At 71.4% G+C, this 14,846-nt stretch carries 11 protein-coding genes; 7 read left to right on the plus strand and 4 right to left on the minus strand.

Annotation, left to right across the window (positions count from 1 at the left end; all coding sequences use genetic code 11):
• The first annotated feature begins 12 nt into the window (after positions 1-12).
• On the plus strand, positions 13-882 hold the full coding sequence (locus AAFO60_RS14870) for an SDR family oxidoreductase (protein WP_347956998.1): 870 nt from the start codon (positions 13-15) through the stop codon (positions 880-882).
• On the opposite strand, the gene AAFO60_RS14875 is transcribed toward AAFO60_RS14870, so the two are convergent.
• Positions 867-1,439, minus strand: a complete 573-nt coding sequence (locus AAFO60_RS14875; protein WP_347956999.1) for a TetR/AcrR family transcriptional regulator — start codon at positions 1,437-1,439, stop codon at positions 867-869. The two genes, AAFO60_RS14870 and AAFO60_RS14875, sit on opposite strands and share 16 nt — an antisense overlap.
• Positions 1,440-1,581: 142 nt before the next feature.
• On the opposite strand from AAFO60_RS14875, the gene AAFO60_RS14880 reads away from it, so the two are divergent.
• On the plus strand, positions 1,582-2,421 hold the full coding sequence (locus AAFO60_RS14880) for a sulfurtransferase (protein ID WP_347957000.1): 840 nt from the start codon (positions 1,582-1,584) through the stop codon (positions 2,419-2,421).
• The gene (locus tag AAFO60_RS14885; protein WP_347957001.1) at positions 2,418-3,104 is read left to right on the plus strand and encodes a response regulator transcription factor; all 687 of its coding nucleotides are present in this window, start codon (positions 2,418-2,420) and stop codon (positions 3,102-3,104) included. Before AAFO60_RS14880 ends, AAFO60_RS14885 begins: the two co-directional genes overlap by 4 nt.
• A 9-nt stretch (positions 3,105-3,113) precedes the next feature.
• Here the strand turns inward: AAFO60_RS14885 and AAFO60_RS14890 are convergent, their stop codons facing one another.
• From AAFO60_RS14890 to AAFO60_RS14900, 3 genes are all read right to left on the minus strand, one after another.
• Positions 3,114-4,535 carry a sensor histidine kinase gene (locus tag AAFO60_RS14890; RefSeq protein WP_347957002.1) on the minus strand — a complete coding sequence of 474 codons (1,422 nt, stop codon included), beginning with the start codon at positions 4,533-4,535 and terminating at the stop codon, positions 3,114-3,116.
• Between the two features lie 69 nt (positions 4,536-4,604).
• Positions 4,605-5,465: a hypothetical protein gene (locus AAFO60_RS14895; protein WP_347957003.1), complete on the minus strand. Its 861-nt coding sequence runs from the start codon at positions 5,463-5,465 to the stop codon at positions 4,605-4,607.
• 753 nt (positions 5,466-6,218) lie between these two features.
• Positions 6,219-7,859, minus strand: coding sequence for a (2,3-dihydroxybenzoyl)adenylate synthase (locus tag AAFO60_RS14900; protein WP_347957004.1), 1,641 nt, complete (start codon positions 7,857-7,859; stop codon positions 6,219-6,221).
• Positions 7,860-7,964: 105 nt separating this feature from the next.
• Between AAFO60_RS14900 and AAFO60_RS14905 the strand changes: the two genes are divergently transcribed.
• Genes AAFO60_RS14905 through AAFO60_RS14920 form a run of 4 tightly spaced genes read left to right on the plus strand, consistent with a single transcriptional unit; the run spans position 7,965 to position 14,756 of the window.
• Positions 7,965-9,311, plus strand: a complete 1,347-nt coding sequence (locus AAFO60_RS14905; protein ID WP_347957005.1) for a salicylate synthase — start codon at positions 7,965-7,967, stop codon at positions 9,309-9,311.
• A 20-nt stretch (positions 9,312-9,331) separates the two neighbouring features.
• Positions 9,332-12,823 (plus strand): amino acid adenylation domain-containing protein, encoded by a 3,492-nt coding sequence (locus AAFO60_RS14910; RefSeq protein WP_424326307.1) that lies wholly within the window; start codon positions 9,332-9,334, stop codon positions 12,821-12,823.
• Positions 12,820-14,112, plus strand: a complete 1,293-nt coding sequence (locus AAFO60_RS14915) for a SidA/IucD/PvdA family monooxygenase (RefSeq protein ID WP_347957007.1) — start codon at positions 12,820-12,822, stop codon at positions 14,110-14,112. The genes AAFO60_RS14910 and AAFO60_RS14915 overlap by 4 nt, the downstream gene beginning before the upstream one ends.
• Positions 14,109-14,756 (plus strand): GNAT family N-acetyltransferase, encoded by a 648-nt coding sequence (locus AAFO60_RS14920; protein ID WP_347957008.1) that lies wholly within the window; start codon positions 14,109-14,111, stop codon positions 14,754-14,756. Before AAFO60_RS14915 ends, AAFO60_RS14920 begins: the two co-directional genes overlap by 4 nt.
• Positions 14,757-14,846 lie beyond the last annotated feature (90 nt).

The following is a 14,846-nucleotide window of genomic DNA, read 5'->3' on the forward strand; positions in this document are numbered from 1 at the left end:
GAAGGAGCGACAATGGGGACTTACGTGGTGACCGGATCGGCGTCCGGCATGGGGCAGGCGAGCGCGCAGCGGCTGCGCGAGGACGGCCACCGGGTGATCGGCGTCGACCTCGCCGACGCCGACGTGGTCGCCGACCTGTCGACGCGCGACGGCCGATCGCAGGCGGTCCGCGACGTCATGGCCGCGGCCGACGGCCGGCTCGACGGCGCCGTCTTCGCTGCCGGCGTCGGAGCGCATCGCGGCAAGGAACGGCTGACCGTCGAGGTCAACGTCCTGGGCGTCACCGAACTGCTGATGGCACTGCAGCCCGAGCTCGCCGCCGCAGGCAATGCCAAAGTGGTGGTCTTCGGCTCGAACTCCACCACGTCCACCCCCTTCGTGCCGCGTCGGGCCATCGCGGCCCTGGAAGCCGGCGACACCGAACGCGCCACCCGGATCATCGTGCGACGAGGCCCGCTGTCGGGCCCGGCGGCGTACGCGGCGTCCAAGCTCGCGGTGAGCCGATGGGTCCGCCGCCACGCCGTCACCGACCAGTGGGCCGGCGCCGGCATCCGCCTCAACCTGCTGGCACCCGGCCCCGTCCTGACTCCGCTGCTGCGCGACCAGCTGTCGAGCTCGTCGGGCAGGGCCGTGCGGTCGTACCCGGTTCCGGTGCGCGAGTACGGAACGCCCGAGCAACTGGCCGAGTGGGTGATGATCATGCTGTCCCCGGCCGCCGACTTCATGGCCGGCTCGGTGGTCACCGTCGACGGCGGCACCGAAGCGCTGCTGCGCCCGACGGACTGGCCGTCGCCCCTGCCGCTGCGCCGACTCCCGCGCATGATCGCGGCGCTGCGTCGTGCGCCGCGCACCGGGCAGGTGGCCGACTACTCCGGAATCTGATCCCGGCGGGGCAGGCTGAGGGTGCGTTCGACGATGTTGTGCATCGCCCACGAGAAGTCCTCGACGCTGATCCCCGAACACTGGTAGCCGACCAGGACCAGCATGGAGTGCGACGCGATCCGCGCCGCCTCCTCCGAGTCGGCGATCAGGTCGCCAATGAACTCGGCGACCGCGTCGCGCCGCGTGCGATCGACCTCGACCACGGCCTCGGCGACCACCGGATCCTTGGCCGCCCACACGCGCACCGCCCGCTCGGTGTGGTGCGGCAGCGACATCGCCGCGTCGAGCACCGCCAGAATGCGGTCGACCGGACTGCCGATGGTGCGCAGCTGGGCGACGACGTTCGCCGTCTCCTCGGTCTTCCAGAACTCGATCAGCGCGGCCTCGAAATCCTTCCAGTTCGCGAAGGAGTGATAGAAGCCGCCGGTCGTGAGGCCGGTCTCCGCGCACACGGCCGACTGCTTGAAACCGCCGTAACCGTCGCGGGCCAACACCCGCATGCCCGCGTCGAGAAACCTCGCGCGAAGCTGTTCGGCGGTCGATGACGGATGGGACATGGCCTGATTCTCGCATGCGGTTGGCCGGAGAAAGGTCGCTCGGCGGTACTGTGCGCACCCGCGGCGGCGGCGACGCCATACAGTCGAGGCAGACATGCAGGCACGACCGCGAGACGGCCGAACGATCAAGGGAGCTGATTCGATGACGTCCCAGCAGGTGCTCATCACGGTCGACGAACTGGTGGAGGCGATGCTGTCGTCGCGGCCGCCGGTGGTGCTCGATGTGCGCTGGCAGCTCGGCGACCCCGCCGGCCGCGACCACTACCGGGCCGGGCACCTGCCCGGGGCGGTCTTCGTCGACCTGGACACCGAACTGGCCGCCCCCGCGACAGCCGAGGCAGGCAGGCACCCGCTGCCCGAACTCGCCGACCTGCAGGCCGCGGCTCGCCGCTGGGGCGTCGGCGTCGGCTCCCGCGTCGTCGTCTACGACGACTGGGAGGGCAAGGCGGCCGCCCGTGCCTGGTGGCTGCTGCGCTGGGGCGGTCTCACCGATGTCACGATCCTCGACGGTGGCCTCGGCGCATGGCAGGCGGCGGGGATGCGCGTCTCGACCGGCAACGCGACCCCGCGCGCGGGCAACGTCGTCCTGACCGGCGGGCAGTTGCCCACCATCGGGATCGACGACGTCGCGGCGGTCGACGCGGCGTCGACGCTGCTGCTCGACGCGCGGGCCCCCGAACGCTTCCGCGGGGAGACCGAGCCGGTCGACCCCCGGCCGGGCCACATCCCGGGGGCGGTGAGCGCGCCGACCGGCGCCAACGTGACCGCCGACGGACGGTTCCGGCCCGAAGCCGAACTCCGCGACCGCTTCGGCGCGCTGGGCGCCGCCGACCGCGAGGTCGTCGTCTACTGCGGCTCCGGTGTCACCGCCGCACACCAGATCGCGGCCCTGGCGATCGCCGGGATCCCGGCGACCCTGTTCCCCGGGTCGTACTCGCAGTGGTCGGCCGACGCCGCCCGACCCGTGGCGGTCGGCCGATGAGGGTCCTGCTCGTCGACGACGATCCCGCGATCGCCGAGACCGTCCGCCGCACCCTCGTCTCGGAGGGCTGGGTGGTCGACATCGCGACCGACGGCCTCACCGGGCTCCAGAAGGCGCTGTCGGAGCCCTTCGACGTCGTCGTCCTCGACATCATGATGCCCGGCCGCAACGGTTACGAAGTGGTTCGTGACCTGCGTAAAGCGGACGTCTGGACGCCGGTCCTGATGCTGACGGCGAAGGACGGAGAGTACGACCAGGCCGACGCCTTCGACTTCGGCGCCGACGACTACCTCACCAAGCCGTACTCGGCGGTGGTGCTGGTGGCGCGACTGCGTGCGCTCGCCCGCCGCGGCGCCCCCGAGCGGCCCGCCGTCATGACGGCCGGTTCGCTCACCCTCGACCCGGCGGCGCACCTCGTCCGGCGCGGCGACACCGAGATCTCGTTGACCCGTCGGGAGTTCGCGCTGCTGGAGTTCCTCATGCGCAACAAGGGGCAGGCGATGACCAAGACGCAGATCGTCGATTCGGTCTGGGACGTCAACTACGCGGGCGACGAGAACGTCGTCGAGGTGTACATCAGCTACCTCCGCAAGCGGATCGACGCGCCCTTCGGCTGCAAATCCATCCAGACGGTGCGCGGCGTCGGCTACCGGCTCGACCCGGACGGCGGCATCGGCGGGTAACGCGTCTGCTCACTGAACGGGGCGCTGGGGGAGGGTGAAGCCGATCCGCGCGCCGCCCCCGGGAGCGTCGTCGATGATCATCTCGCCGCCGTGAGCGCGGACGATCTCCGAGACGATCGCCAGGCCCAGGCCCGCGCCGCCGAAGGTGCGGGTGCGTGCCGAGTCCAGGCGCACGAAACGGTCGAGGATGCGTTCCTTGTCCTCGTCGGAGACGCCCGGGCCGTCGTCGACGACGGTGACCGTGACCGTCGTGTCGTCGTCGGCGACCATCTCGATCGCGATTCGGCTGCGCGCGTGGCGGATCGCGTTGTCGGCCAGATTCCGCACAGCGCGCGACAGCTTCTCCTCGTCACCGGTGACCTGGATGGGGAGGACGGTGGCGCTGATCGTCAGCTCGCCGACCGCGAGCTCGCGGACGGCGGTGAGCCTGCGGATCTCGGATTCGACGACGTCGTCCAGATCGACCGGACCCAGCCGCAGCGGGATGCCGCTCTCGTCTGCGCGGGCCAGCAGCAGCATGTCGGCCACCATGTACTGCAGCCGCCGCGCCTCCGGGGCCATCACCTCGCGGGCGGTCTCGCGGTCGATGCCCTCCCCGCGCATCTCCGCGAGGTCGAACAGTCCGACCAGCGTGGTGAGCGGGCTGTTGAGCTCATGCGAGGCGTCGCCGACGAACCGCAGTTCGCGTGCGCGGGCCTCCTGGAGGCGGTCGAGCATCTGGTTCATGGTGACCGCGAGCGTCGCGATCTCGTCTCGGGTGGCCGGGACCGGGACGCGCTGGTGCAGGTCGCCCACCGAGATCTCGTCCACCCGTCGGCGAATGGCCTCCACCGGTTCCAGTGAGCGGCCGACGAAGTAATAGGTCAGCACGCCGATCAGCACCACGATGATCGGGAACATCAGGCCGCACAGCAGCGCGACGACCGCGAGCAGCCAGTGGAGCGGTCCCTCCGAGGTGCCGACCGCGATCGTCACCGGGCCGTGGTCGGGGGTGACGACACCAAGCAGCGTGGTGCGGAATTCTGGCGCGTCCGGCGCGGGCGCGGTGTCGTCGATCACCTGCTCGGTGCCGGGGGAGACGAACGGACCCAGGGGCCGGGTGGTGCCGTGGAACGTGGAGATCAGCGGGGCGCCGTCTCGCTGATAGATCTGCACGATGTCGATGTACTGGTTGAGGTTCAGGGTGGCCTTGTCGATGCCGCCGACCCCCTCGGTCTGCACCATGCTCGCTATCTCGTGTGCCCGCGCCGATGCCGCGCTGTCGGCGGTGCCGTACAGCAGATTTCGGGCGACCAGCACCATGACACCGCCCGCCACCAGCAGGGCGAGGAGCACCAGCACCGTCGCCAACACGGTGAGGCGATTGCGGACCGGTCCGGTGAGTCGGCGCAGACGCGCCCGAATCCGGGTGACGCGCGTCGAAGAGATCACCTGTCGACGGTATCCGGTTCGGGCGTCGGGAGGGACCCGCGGCGCGATCGCACGCCGAGCATCCTGTTCTCACCGGGCGGATTGTCGGACAGACTTCTCAACCAGCGCGATCTTGCGCGCCGACCGCGCGCGATGCCGCTCGCGGTCGGTGATCTCCCGGATGTCTTCGAGCGATTCGGTCCAGCCGTATAGCACGTCGTCGTAGGTCAACCGGAAGGGCAGCCACTCGTCGCCCAGGGCTCGACGGTCGCGGCGGCGGTCGTTGAAGTAGCCCGCGCGGGTGGCGTGATACAGCTTGCTGTCGCACTCGATGATCAACAGTCCGATGCGCAGGTCGCAGCGGCCGACACGGTCGACGGTCGGCTGGACGACGACCTCGAAGCCCTCGCTCCGGAGACGCACGCGCGCGATGCTCTCGGTGCCCGACTGGGACCGACCGTCCGTCTTGTCGATCAGTCGGGCCACGGTGGGTCCGGCGCCGTCGAGCTCGACTCGCAGGTCGCCCCGGTTCTTGCCGGTGATGTTCAGATACGAGTCGGACACCGCGATCCACTCGTCGGGGTCGAGGCACCGTGCCGCGCAGCTCAGCGCCTGAGGAATGGGGTCGACGGCCTGTGTCGCGGAGCGCAGTGCGCCGCGCAGCGGCCGACATCCGCGGTGCTTGCCCGACAGGTTGGTGCTGCGGCGCAGGTGCAGGCCGTCGTGGTCGGGCGGCACCCACAGACCGTGAAAGCGGAGGGCATCCACACAGGTCAGGATGCCGCCGTCGCGGACCGCCGATGCCGCCCGCGCGTCATGGATCGGGGCGGCGAACCAGCCCCGCCGCAACCGGATCAGGGTGCCGCTCGCGACCGCCGAGCGAATCTCGGCATCGGTGTAGCCCAGCATCGTCGTCAGTTGTCTGGAGGTGTAGATCCCCGGGTCCTTCACGCTCCTTTAGACGCATTCCGACGCCGAACGGTTCCGCAACTCGCCGGTGCCCCACCGACTCGGCGACCGCCGGAAGCCGATCTGCTGCGGTACCCGCTGAGATACCGCCGCAAGCAGTACGCTCGCGGGCCGCCGCCGGCAATGTTCCGGAGGTGGCCGGTGAGCGTCCTGTTTGCGGGAGTGTGGCGCTGGGTGCCCGGGGTCGGGGTGTCGGTCAGGGGGCGTGGCGTGGGCTGTGGTGTCGGGTGCGGTGGTTGGCGGGTCTCGCGGTGGAGGTTCGGTAGGCGGGTGCGGGTGCGGGGGTGTGATTGTCGGCGAGTGCCGGGGTCGGCGGCCCGATGTGTGGGGCCGGAGGGTGGGGAGAGGTCGGCGCCGCATCGCGTCGCTGTCGGTGGCCGTCTGCGACAGGCGGGCCCGCTGCGTCCGGGGGGGCGGCGACCACTCTTCTCGGGGTGGGAGCCTTCTCGCGCGGCGGACCTGATGCGTGGAACGGCCGCTGGGGTTCGAGGGCCTCCGCAGTCTGGACGCGGGCTCGGCTGAGGGGTGGTGCGCGGCCGGGTGGGTATCGCCGCAAGCAGTACGCTCACGGGCCTCCGCCGGCAATGTTCCGGAGGTGGCCGGTGAGCGTCCTGTTTGCGGGAGCATGAGCCCGGGAGTCGAGGTTTCGGCCGGTTTGGTTGACGTGGGCCTGGTGCCGGAGGTGGCGGTGGCTGAGCGTCCTGCTTGCCTGAGCATCGACTGGCGAGGCGCCGATTAGCGATGCGACGCGCGGCGGGAGAGCCTGTCGCGCAGCGTCGCCTTGTCGACCTTTCCGACGGAGGTGAGGGGCAGGGTGTCGAGCGTCTGCACGCGGTCGGGGAGTTTGAAGGACGCCAGGCCACGGGCGGTGAGGAACTCGCGGACCTGCGGCAACGTCGGCGCGGGCATCTCCCGCGCGGGGACGACAACGGCGCAGATCGACTCGCTGAGAGCGTCGTCGGGCAGCCCGACGACCGCGGTGTGCGCGATCGCCGGATGCGCCAGCAGGTGCTCTTCGACGTCGTCGGCCGCGACGTTCTCGCCGGCCCGGACGATGGTGTCCTTGATCCGCCCGGTGACCGCGAGGTGTCCGGACGGCAGGAGTCGTACCAGGTCGCCGGAGGCGTAGAAGCCGTCGGCGGTGAACGAGCGCGCATTGTGCTCGGGCGCGCGATAGTAGCCGCGCAACGTGTACGGACCGCGCACCAGGAGCTCGCCCTCGTCGCCGGCGGGGACCTCGCGGCCGTCGGGATCGACGATGCGGATCTCGTCGAAGTCGCTCATCGGTGCGCCCTGGCTGACGTGCACCGACTCGCGCGGGTCGTCGAGGCGGGTGTAGCAGATCAGACCCTCCGCCATGCCGAACACCTGCTGGACCACCGGCCCCATCGCCGCGTCGATGGCGGCGGCGTCTGCCGCGGCCAGCTTGGAGCCGCCCACCTGCAGCAGTCGCAGAGACGACAGGTCGGCAGGCTCCCATTCGGTGGCCGCGCACCACAGTTGCGCCAGCGCCGGGACCAGGGCGGTGACCGTGACCCCGTGGGTCTCGATGACCTCGAAGGCCGCGTCCGGGCTCGGGTTCTGGGTGAACACGGTGTGCCCGCCGACGGCGACGACGCCCAGCAGTCCCGGGCAGCACAGCGGGAAGTTGTGTGCTGCAGGCAACGCGGCCAGGTACACGTCGGCGTCGGTGAGACCGGTGATCTCGCCCGACCGGGCCGCATTGAGCCGGTAGTCGTTGTGCGTTCGTGCGATCAGCTTCGGCAGTCCCGTGGTGCCCCCGGAGACCAGGAACAGCGCGGGCAGGTCGGGGTCGACGGCGGGCGGAGTCCACGGGCCGGAACGGGACGGCAGGCGAGCGAAGGAGCCCGGGTCGCCGTCAACGAAGACGTGCTCCACCGCGGGGACCGCGGCCTGCAGTTCGGTGGCGAGCCCGAGGCAGTCGGAACCGCCGACCGTCGCGCCGCACAGGTAGCCGCGCGCGCCGGACGCGCCTGCCAGGTGGGCGATCTCGTGGATGCGATGAGCGGGCAGCGCCAGCACCGGCACCAGTCCGGCGCGGAGCAGGCCGAAGAACGAGACCGCGAACTCCACGGAGTTGGGGATCTGCACGACCACGCGCTCGCCGGGTCGCAGCCCCGCCTCGGCGAAGCCCGCGGCGCGGCCGTCGGCGGCGGCGAGCAGTTCGCGATAGCTCAGACGGTCTCCGGTCGCGGCGTCGGTGACCGCCGGGGCGTCGGGCCGGGATCGCGCGCTGTCGGCCAGCGCGGACCACAGCGGGCGGTCGTCGAAGAGGCCCGCGGCGCGGTACCGAGCGGCGAGTTCGGGTCGATGCGGGGTGAAGCCGCTGGCGAGGTCGTCGGCGGAAGGGGGCATGATCAGTCCTAGCTACTCGTAGACTAGGGCAGCCTAACCTACATTCTGACGATCATATAGATTAGCCTCACCTAATTTACATGCGATGGATGATGGGACTGAGCAATGGTTGTGGCACCTGCATCTCCGGCGGCGGAGACGCATTCGAATGACGACCTCGCCGCCCGCGCTGCCGCGGTGTGCGGCGCCTGGGCGAGGTCCGGCGAGTTCGGCGACCACGTGGTCTACGAGCGTGACGGTCGCTGGGCGTTCGCGGCCCGACCGCAGGCGCGCGTCGTGCTGACCAAGGATCGCGTGATCGTCGACGCACCGGCCGACGGGCGCCGCGAGGTCGACTGGGAGGGTGAGCCCGCGGCGGCGTTGAAGCGCGCCTTCGACAGTCTCGGGCTGCCGCGGTGGCGCCTGTACGGCTGGGTGGGGTTCGACTACTGCGCACCGCATCACGGGCTGCTCGGGCACGTGCCCGACGACGTCGTGATGGCCCACTTCATCGTGCCCGGCCTGGAGGCCTTCGTCGACGCCGACGGCATCAGCGCTCACGGTGCCGACGAGGCGACCCTCGCCCGCCTGCACGAACTCGCCGACACAGCCGTCGCCGACGACGCCGCCTCCGGTGACGAGGAGTCCATCGACGTCTCCGCAGACCCGGACGACTACCGCGGCCGCGTCGCGACCGCGGTCCGCGAGATCAACGAGGGCCGCTACCAGAAGGTGATCCTCTCGCGCGCCGTCGACATCGGCTTCGACGTCGACATCCCGGCCACCTATGTTCGCGGTCGCAAGGGGAACAATCCGGCGCGCTCGTATCTGCTGCACCTGGGCGGCCTGGCGGCGGCCGGCTTCAGCCCGGAGCTCGTGGTGGCGGCGGACGGACTCGGCTCAGTGGTCACCGAGCCGCTCGCCGGCACCCGCGCCTTCGGTCGATCGGCCGAAGTCGACGCCGCGGCTCGCGCCGAGCTGCTGTCGGACGAGAAGGAGATCGCCGAGCACGCGATGTCGGTGCGCGCCTGCTTCAGCGAGATCGAATCGGTGGCACTCTCGGGCACCACGGTGGTCGACGAGTTCATGGTGGTCCGCGAGCGGGGCAGCGTGCAGCACCTGGCGTCGACGGTCTCCGGACGGCTCGACCCCGACGCCGGGCCGTGGCGGGCGCTCGGCGTCCTCTTCCCCTCGATCACCGCGTCCGGGATCCCGAAAGCCCCTGCGCTGGAAGCGATCTATCGACTCGAAACGCGACGTCGCGAGCTGTACTCGGGGGCCGTCCTGGTGGCGGACTCCAGCGGCGAACTGGAGGCGACGCTCGCCCTGCGCACCGTCTTCGCAGAGGGCGGTCGCGCCTGGCTGCGGGCCGGCGCAGGCATCGTCGGGCAGTCCCGCCCCGAGCGGGAGTTCGAGGAGACCTGCGAGAAGCTCGGCAGCGTGGCGCCCTACGTCGTGCGGTCGGCCCGGTGAGCGCGCTCGCGCACGGCCCGGTGATCGCCGCCCTCCGTGACGAGGTGGCCGCGCTGCTCGGGCTCGACCCGGACACCGTCGCCGACACCGACGACCTGATCGGCCTGGGCCTGGACTCCATCCGGATGATGCGGCTGGCGGGCGGCTGGCGCAAACACGGTTACGAGGTCAACTTCGCCGACCTCGCCGCCGCCCCGACCCTGGCCGCCTGGTCCGACCTGCTGACACCCACCGCGCCGCGGCCAGATGCGGTCCCCGCCACCGGTTTCGACGAGGCGGACTGGGCCGGTGCGGAGTTCCCGCTCGCACCGATGCAGCACGCCTACTGGGTCGGCCGCACCGGCGCGGCCGACCTGGGCGGGGTCGCCGCCCACCTGTATGTCGAGTTCGACGGTGACGGGCTGGTTCCCGATCGGCTGGCCGCCGCCGCCGAACAGCTCGCGGCCCGACACGGGATGCTGCGCGCATGTTTCGGGGCCGACGGCACCCAGCGGGTCCTCCCGGAGCTGCCCGGCCCGGCCCTGGCGATCGACGATCTCCGCGCGGCCTGCGCCGCCGACGTCGAGCGGGCGCTGAGCGAGCGTCGCACCGCCATGAGCCACCAACTGCTGCCGGTGGCCGACGGCCGCGTCTTCGATCTGGTCCTGACCCTGCTCCCCGGCGGCAGACACCGCCTCCACTTCGACATCGACATGCTCGCCGCCGACGCGATGAGCTATCGGACACTGCTGCGCGACCTGGTGGCCCTGTACGACGGCGCGACCCTCCCGACGCCGACGATCGAGTATCGCGACTACCTGAAACATCGGGCGCAGCATCCGGATTCGGCACGTGAGGCGGATCTGTCCTGGTGGGCCGACAAACTCGCCGACCTCCCCGGCGGCCCGGTGCTCCCGACCCGCCCGGCGGGGCAGGAACCGGCCGGTGCCCCGCAGGTGGTGCGGATGAACCACTGGCTCGACCCGCAGCGGCGGGCCGACCTGCAGGCGGCGGCGCACCGGCACGGCCTGACGCCGGCCGCCGTCGTCGCGGCCGTCTACGCGGCGAGCGTCGGCGCGTGGTCGACGACCCCGCACTTCCTGCTCAACGTGCCGCTTTTCCAGCGACTGCCGATCCACCCCGACATCGATGCGGTGGCCGGCGACTTCAGCTCGTCGATCCTGGTGGACGTCGACTTGCGACTCCTGACCGAGCCGGGCCGCGACTCCGTCCTCGACCTGGCGCGCGACCTCCAGCGCCGGATGCACGCCGCCGGTGCGCACAGCGCCTACGGCGCGCTCGAGGTCCTGCGCGACCTGGGCCGTCTCCGCGGTGAGACCGTACTGGCGCCCGTCGTCTTCACCAGCGCCCTCGGGCTGGGCGAACTGTTCGCCGACGACGTCTACCGCACCCTCGGCGACCCGGTGCACCTCATCTCGCAGGGACCGCAGGTCCTGCTCGACGCCCAGGTCACCGAGGTCGCCGGCGGTCTGCTCACCAACTGGGACGTGCGGATCGATCAGTTCCCCGACGGTGTCGTGGAGGCGATGTTCGCCCACTTCACCGCCACGCTGGATCAGCTGGCGGCGCCCGGAACAGGCGCGGGCTGGCTGGGGGAGGCGCTCCCGCAACTGCCCGCCGATCAGCGTGCGGTGCGCTCGGCGGTCAACGCCACCGCCGCTCCCGTCAGCGGCCGGGTGCTGCACCAGGAGTTCTTCGCCACCGCCGCCGCCGACCCGGAGCGGATCGCCTTGATCTGGCGCGACGGCGTCCTCGGCTACGGCCGTCTGGCCCAGCAGGCCCTCGCGGTGGCGGCTGCGATCGGTGCGGCCGGGGTGAAGCCCGGCGAGGCCGTCGGCGTTCAACTCGACAAGGGCTACCGACAGGTGATCGCCACGCTCGGCGTGTACGCCGCGGGCGCGGTGTGGGTACCGATCAGCTACGACCAGCCGTCCGCGCGTCGGACGACGATCCTGCGCACCGGTCGCGCGCGACTGCTGCTGACCGACGGCGTCGTCGACGCGGCGTCGGTTGAGGTGCCGGTGCTCGAACTCGATGACGCGCTGACGGCGTCGCCGCTGCCGGGGCCGCATCTGCCCGACCCGGAGGACGTCGCCTACGTGCTGTTCACCTCCGGATCCACCGGCACGCCGAAGGGGGTCGAGGTGCCGCATCGGGCGGCGATGAACACCATCGACGATCTCAACGCCCGCTTCGCGGTGGGGCGCGACGATCGATCGCTCACCGTCGCGGCGCTCGAGTTCGACATCTCCGTCTACGACCTCTTCGGTCTGTACAGCGCGGGCGGTGCGGTGATCGCGATCGATGCCGCCGACGCCAAGGACCCGGTGGCCTGGCGCGAACTGCTGGTCGCGCACCGCGCCAGCATCCTCACCTGCGTGCCGAGCGCACTCGACATGCTGCTCACCATCGCCGAGCCGGAAGGCGAAGGGGCGTTGGGTGATTCGTTGCGTGCGGTGCTCCTGGGCGGCGATTGGGTGGGCGCCGACCTCCCCGGTCGGCTGCGGGCCCTGGCACCCGGTGCCCGGTTCGCGGGACTCGGCGGGGCCACCGAGATCGCCATTCACGGCACGGTGTGCGAGGTGCCCGGCGGTCACGCGGCGCGGCCGCCCGCTCACTGGACAGCGATCCCGTTCGGCACCCCGCTGAACAACGTGGTCTGCCGGGTGGTCGGGGAACTGGGCGCCGACTGCCCCGACTGGGTGACCGGCGAGCTCTGGGTCGGCGGCGACGGTGTGGCGCACGGCTATCGGGGCGAACCGCAGCGCACCGCGGAGCGGTTCGTCGACTTCGAGGGACGCCGCTGGTACCGCACCGGCGACCTGGCGCGATACTGGCCCGACGGCACGATCGAGTTCCTGGGTCGCGCCGACGACCAGGTCAAGATTCGCGGATTCCGCGTCGAGCTCGGCGAGATCGAGGGCGTCCTGCGCACCCTGCCCGGCGTCCGACAGGCGGTCGCGGTCCTGCTGGCGGGCGGCGGACCCCCGACCCTGGCCGCCGTCGTCACCGCCGATCCCGCGGACGCACCGAACGCCGACGAGCTCCGCGACGAGGTGAGCCGGCTGCTGCCCGCGTACATGATCCCGAGCGTGCTCGCGGTGCGTGACCGCCTGCCGCTGACCGGCAACGGCAAACTCGACCGCGCGGCGATCACCCGAGATCTCGCCCCAGAGACGGTCTCGGGTGCGCGACGCGAACCCGAGAACGACCTGCAGGAGGCTCTGCTCCACATCGTCGTCGAGGTGCTCGGCGGCGCAGCGATCGGCGTCGACGACGACTTCTTCGCCGCGGGCGGCGACTCGGTCCTGGCCACCACCGTGATCGCACGCGTCCGCGACCTGCTCGACGCACCCCACGCCGGGGTCGCCGACATCTTCGCCGCCCGCACCGTCGCCGCCTTGGCAGAACGACTCGACGACGCCGACGAGCGCCCGGGCAGGCTGACACAGGTTGCGGGCCTCTACCTGGAGATCGTCGCGATGGACGACGAGGAGTTGATGGCCCAGTGACCGGTGACAGGTCCTCGACCGGCACCTTGATCGTCATCGGCGCCGGCCCGAAAGCCCTTGCGGTGGCGGCGAAAGCGAAGGTGATGACCGACCTCGGCCTGCCCGCCCCGCGGGTCGTCATGGTCGACCGGTACGGCGTCGGCGGCAACTGGCTGCCTCACGGCGGCTGGACCGACGGGCGGCACCGCCTCGGCACCAGCCCTGAGAAGGACATCGGCTTCCCGTACCGCGGCGCCCCGCATCGCGAGCATGCGGGGCAGATCAACGCCGGGATGCTGGAGTTCAGCTGGATGGCGTTCCTGGTGGCGCACCAGACGTACACCGAGTGGATCGACCGCGGCCGGCCCAACCCGCACCATCACGTGTGGGCGCGCTATCTGGACTGGGTGGCCGCCGAAGCCGGCGCCGAGGTGCGGGTCGGGACGGTCGGTCGGGTCGGCGTCGCCGACGACGGCTGGCGCGTCGAGTACACGACCCCGGACGGCGCGGCAGCAGTACTGCACGGCGACGGGCTGCTGGTCACCGGCCCCGGTTCCAGCGACGAGCCACTGCTCCGCGACGACCGCGTCCTGTCCGTCGCACAGTTCTGGGACACGGTGTCGCGCAAGGCCGTTCCGGCGTCGTCGCGCGCCGCAGTGATCGGCGGCGGCGAGACGGCCGCGGCCGCGCTCGACGAACTGGTGCGGCACTCGGTGATGTCGGTGTCGGTGATCTCGCCCGCACCCACCATCTACACGCGCGGTGAGAGCTACTTCGAGAACACCGTCTTCTCCGATCCGACGGGGTGGCCGTCGCTGCCCGCCGCCGAACGCCGCGAGGTGATCCGACGGACCGACCGCGGCGTGTTCTCGGTCAGCGTGCAGGAGAGCCTGCTGGCCGACGAACGCGTGCACCATCTGCGGGGTCGGGTCGGGGCTGCGCGACGGGTGGGCGAGTCCGTCGTGCTCACGCTCGCCAATCCGGGGCGGGGAGACGCCGAGCACGTCTTCGATCTGGTGGTCGATGCGACGGGCGGGCGTCCGCTGTGGTTCCTCGATCTGTTCGACGAGGAGAGCCTGGACGAACTGGAGCTCGCCCTCGGCGCGAGCCCGGAGCTGGCGGCGCTGGAGGGGGCGATCGGACACGATCTGGCCGTGAGCGGGCTCCGGCAGGCCCTGTACCTGCCGAATCTCGCGGGATTCGCGCAGGGGCCCGGCTTCCCGAACCTCAGCTGCTTGGGCGAACTGTCGAACCGGGTGCTGCGCAGTGCCGCGGACCGGGCCCGGGTGCGCCAGGCGGTGGGACGATGACGCGCTCCGATCCGAGCTATGTGATCGCGCGGGAGCTGACCGAGGTCTCCGCTGAGATCCGCGCCGCCGGTGGGCCGCCCGTGCCCGTCGTCGTCGGCGACTTCGCGTTGCGGTCGGTCGATCCGGCCGGGGACGACGCGGAGCATCTGGCGGAGTGGTTCGCGCGGCCGCACCTGGTCCGCACGTGGGAACAGGAGTGGTCGGCGCGGCGTTGGCGTGCGGACGCCTCCCATCGTCTCCGCGGTGACTACTCGCGTCCGGTCATCTTCTCGTACCGGGGGACGCCGGTCGGCTACCTGGAGATCTACCGGCCCGCCCGCGACGAGATCGCCCGCATCTATCCCGCCGACCCGCACGATCTGGGACTGCACATCGCCACCGCCGACCCGGAGCTGCTGGGCCGCGGCCTCGTCTCCGGCTTCATCCGAGACCTCGCCGACGCGCTGTTCGTCGCCGAGCCGAGGTGCGGTCGAATCGCCGTCGAACCCGCTGCCGACAACGTCCCGATGCGTCGGGCGCTGTGCAAACGCGGTTGGCGCGAGGTCGGCGAGTTCCAGATCCGCCCCGACCGCCGCATCGCCCTCCACCTGCTCGCCCGCCCGGCGATTGTTCAGGGTTGTCGAGTAAGCGGAGGAACGGAGTGACGGAGCGCATGGAGGTGGTGCGGGGGTCTCGATGCGCTTGCTCGACCAGCCTGAGGGAGGGCTTACTCGCCGAGCCTATGGGAGGGCTTA

The sequence above is a fragment of the Gordonia aichiensis genome, from assembly GCF_039946255.1.
GTDB lineage: Bacteria > Actinomycetota > Actinomycetes > Mycobacteriales > Mycobacteriaceae > Gordonia > Gordonia aichiensis_A.

Bases quoted from the DNA above. Each gene is read 5' to 3' on its own strand.
- AAFO60_RS14870 (WP_347956998.1), top strand. From the start codon at position 13: ATGGGGACTTACGTGGTGACCGGATCGGCGTCCGGCATGGGGCAGGCG.
- AAFO60_RS14875 (WP_347956999.1), bottom strand. From the start codon at position 1,439: ATGTCCCATCCGTCATCGACCGCCGAACAGCTTCGCGCGAGGTTTCTC.
- AAFO60_RS14880 (WP_347957000.1), top strand. From the start codon at position 1,582: ATGACGTCCCAGCAGGTGCTCATCACGGTCGACGAACTGGTGGAGGCG.
- AAFO60_RS14885 (WP_347957001.1), top strand. From the start codon at position 2,418: ATGAGGGTCCTGCTCGTCGACGACGATCCCGCGATCGCCGAGACCGTC.
- AAFO60_RS14900 (WP_347957004.1), bottom strand. From the start codon at position 7,859: ATGCCCCCTTCCGCCGACGACCTCGCCAGCGGCTTCACCCCGCATCGA.
- AAFO60_RS14905 (WP_347957005.1), top strand. From the start codon at position 7,965: ATGGTTGTGGCACCTGCATCTCCGGCGGCGGAGACGCATTCGAATGAC.
- AAFO60_RS14920 (WP_347957008.1), top strand. From the start codon at position 14,109: ATGACGCGCTCCGATCCGAGCTATGTGATCGCGCGGGAGCTGACCGAG.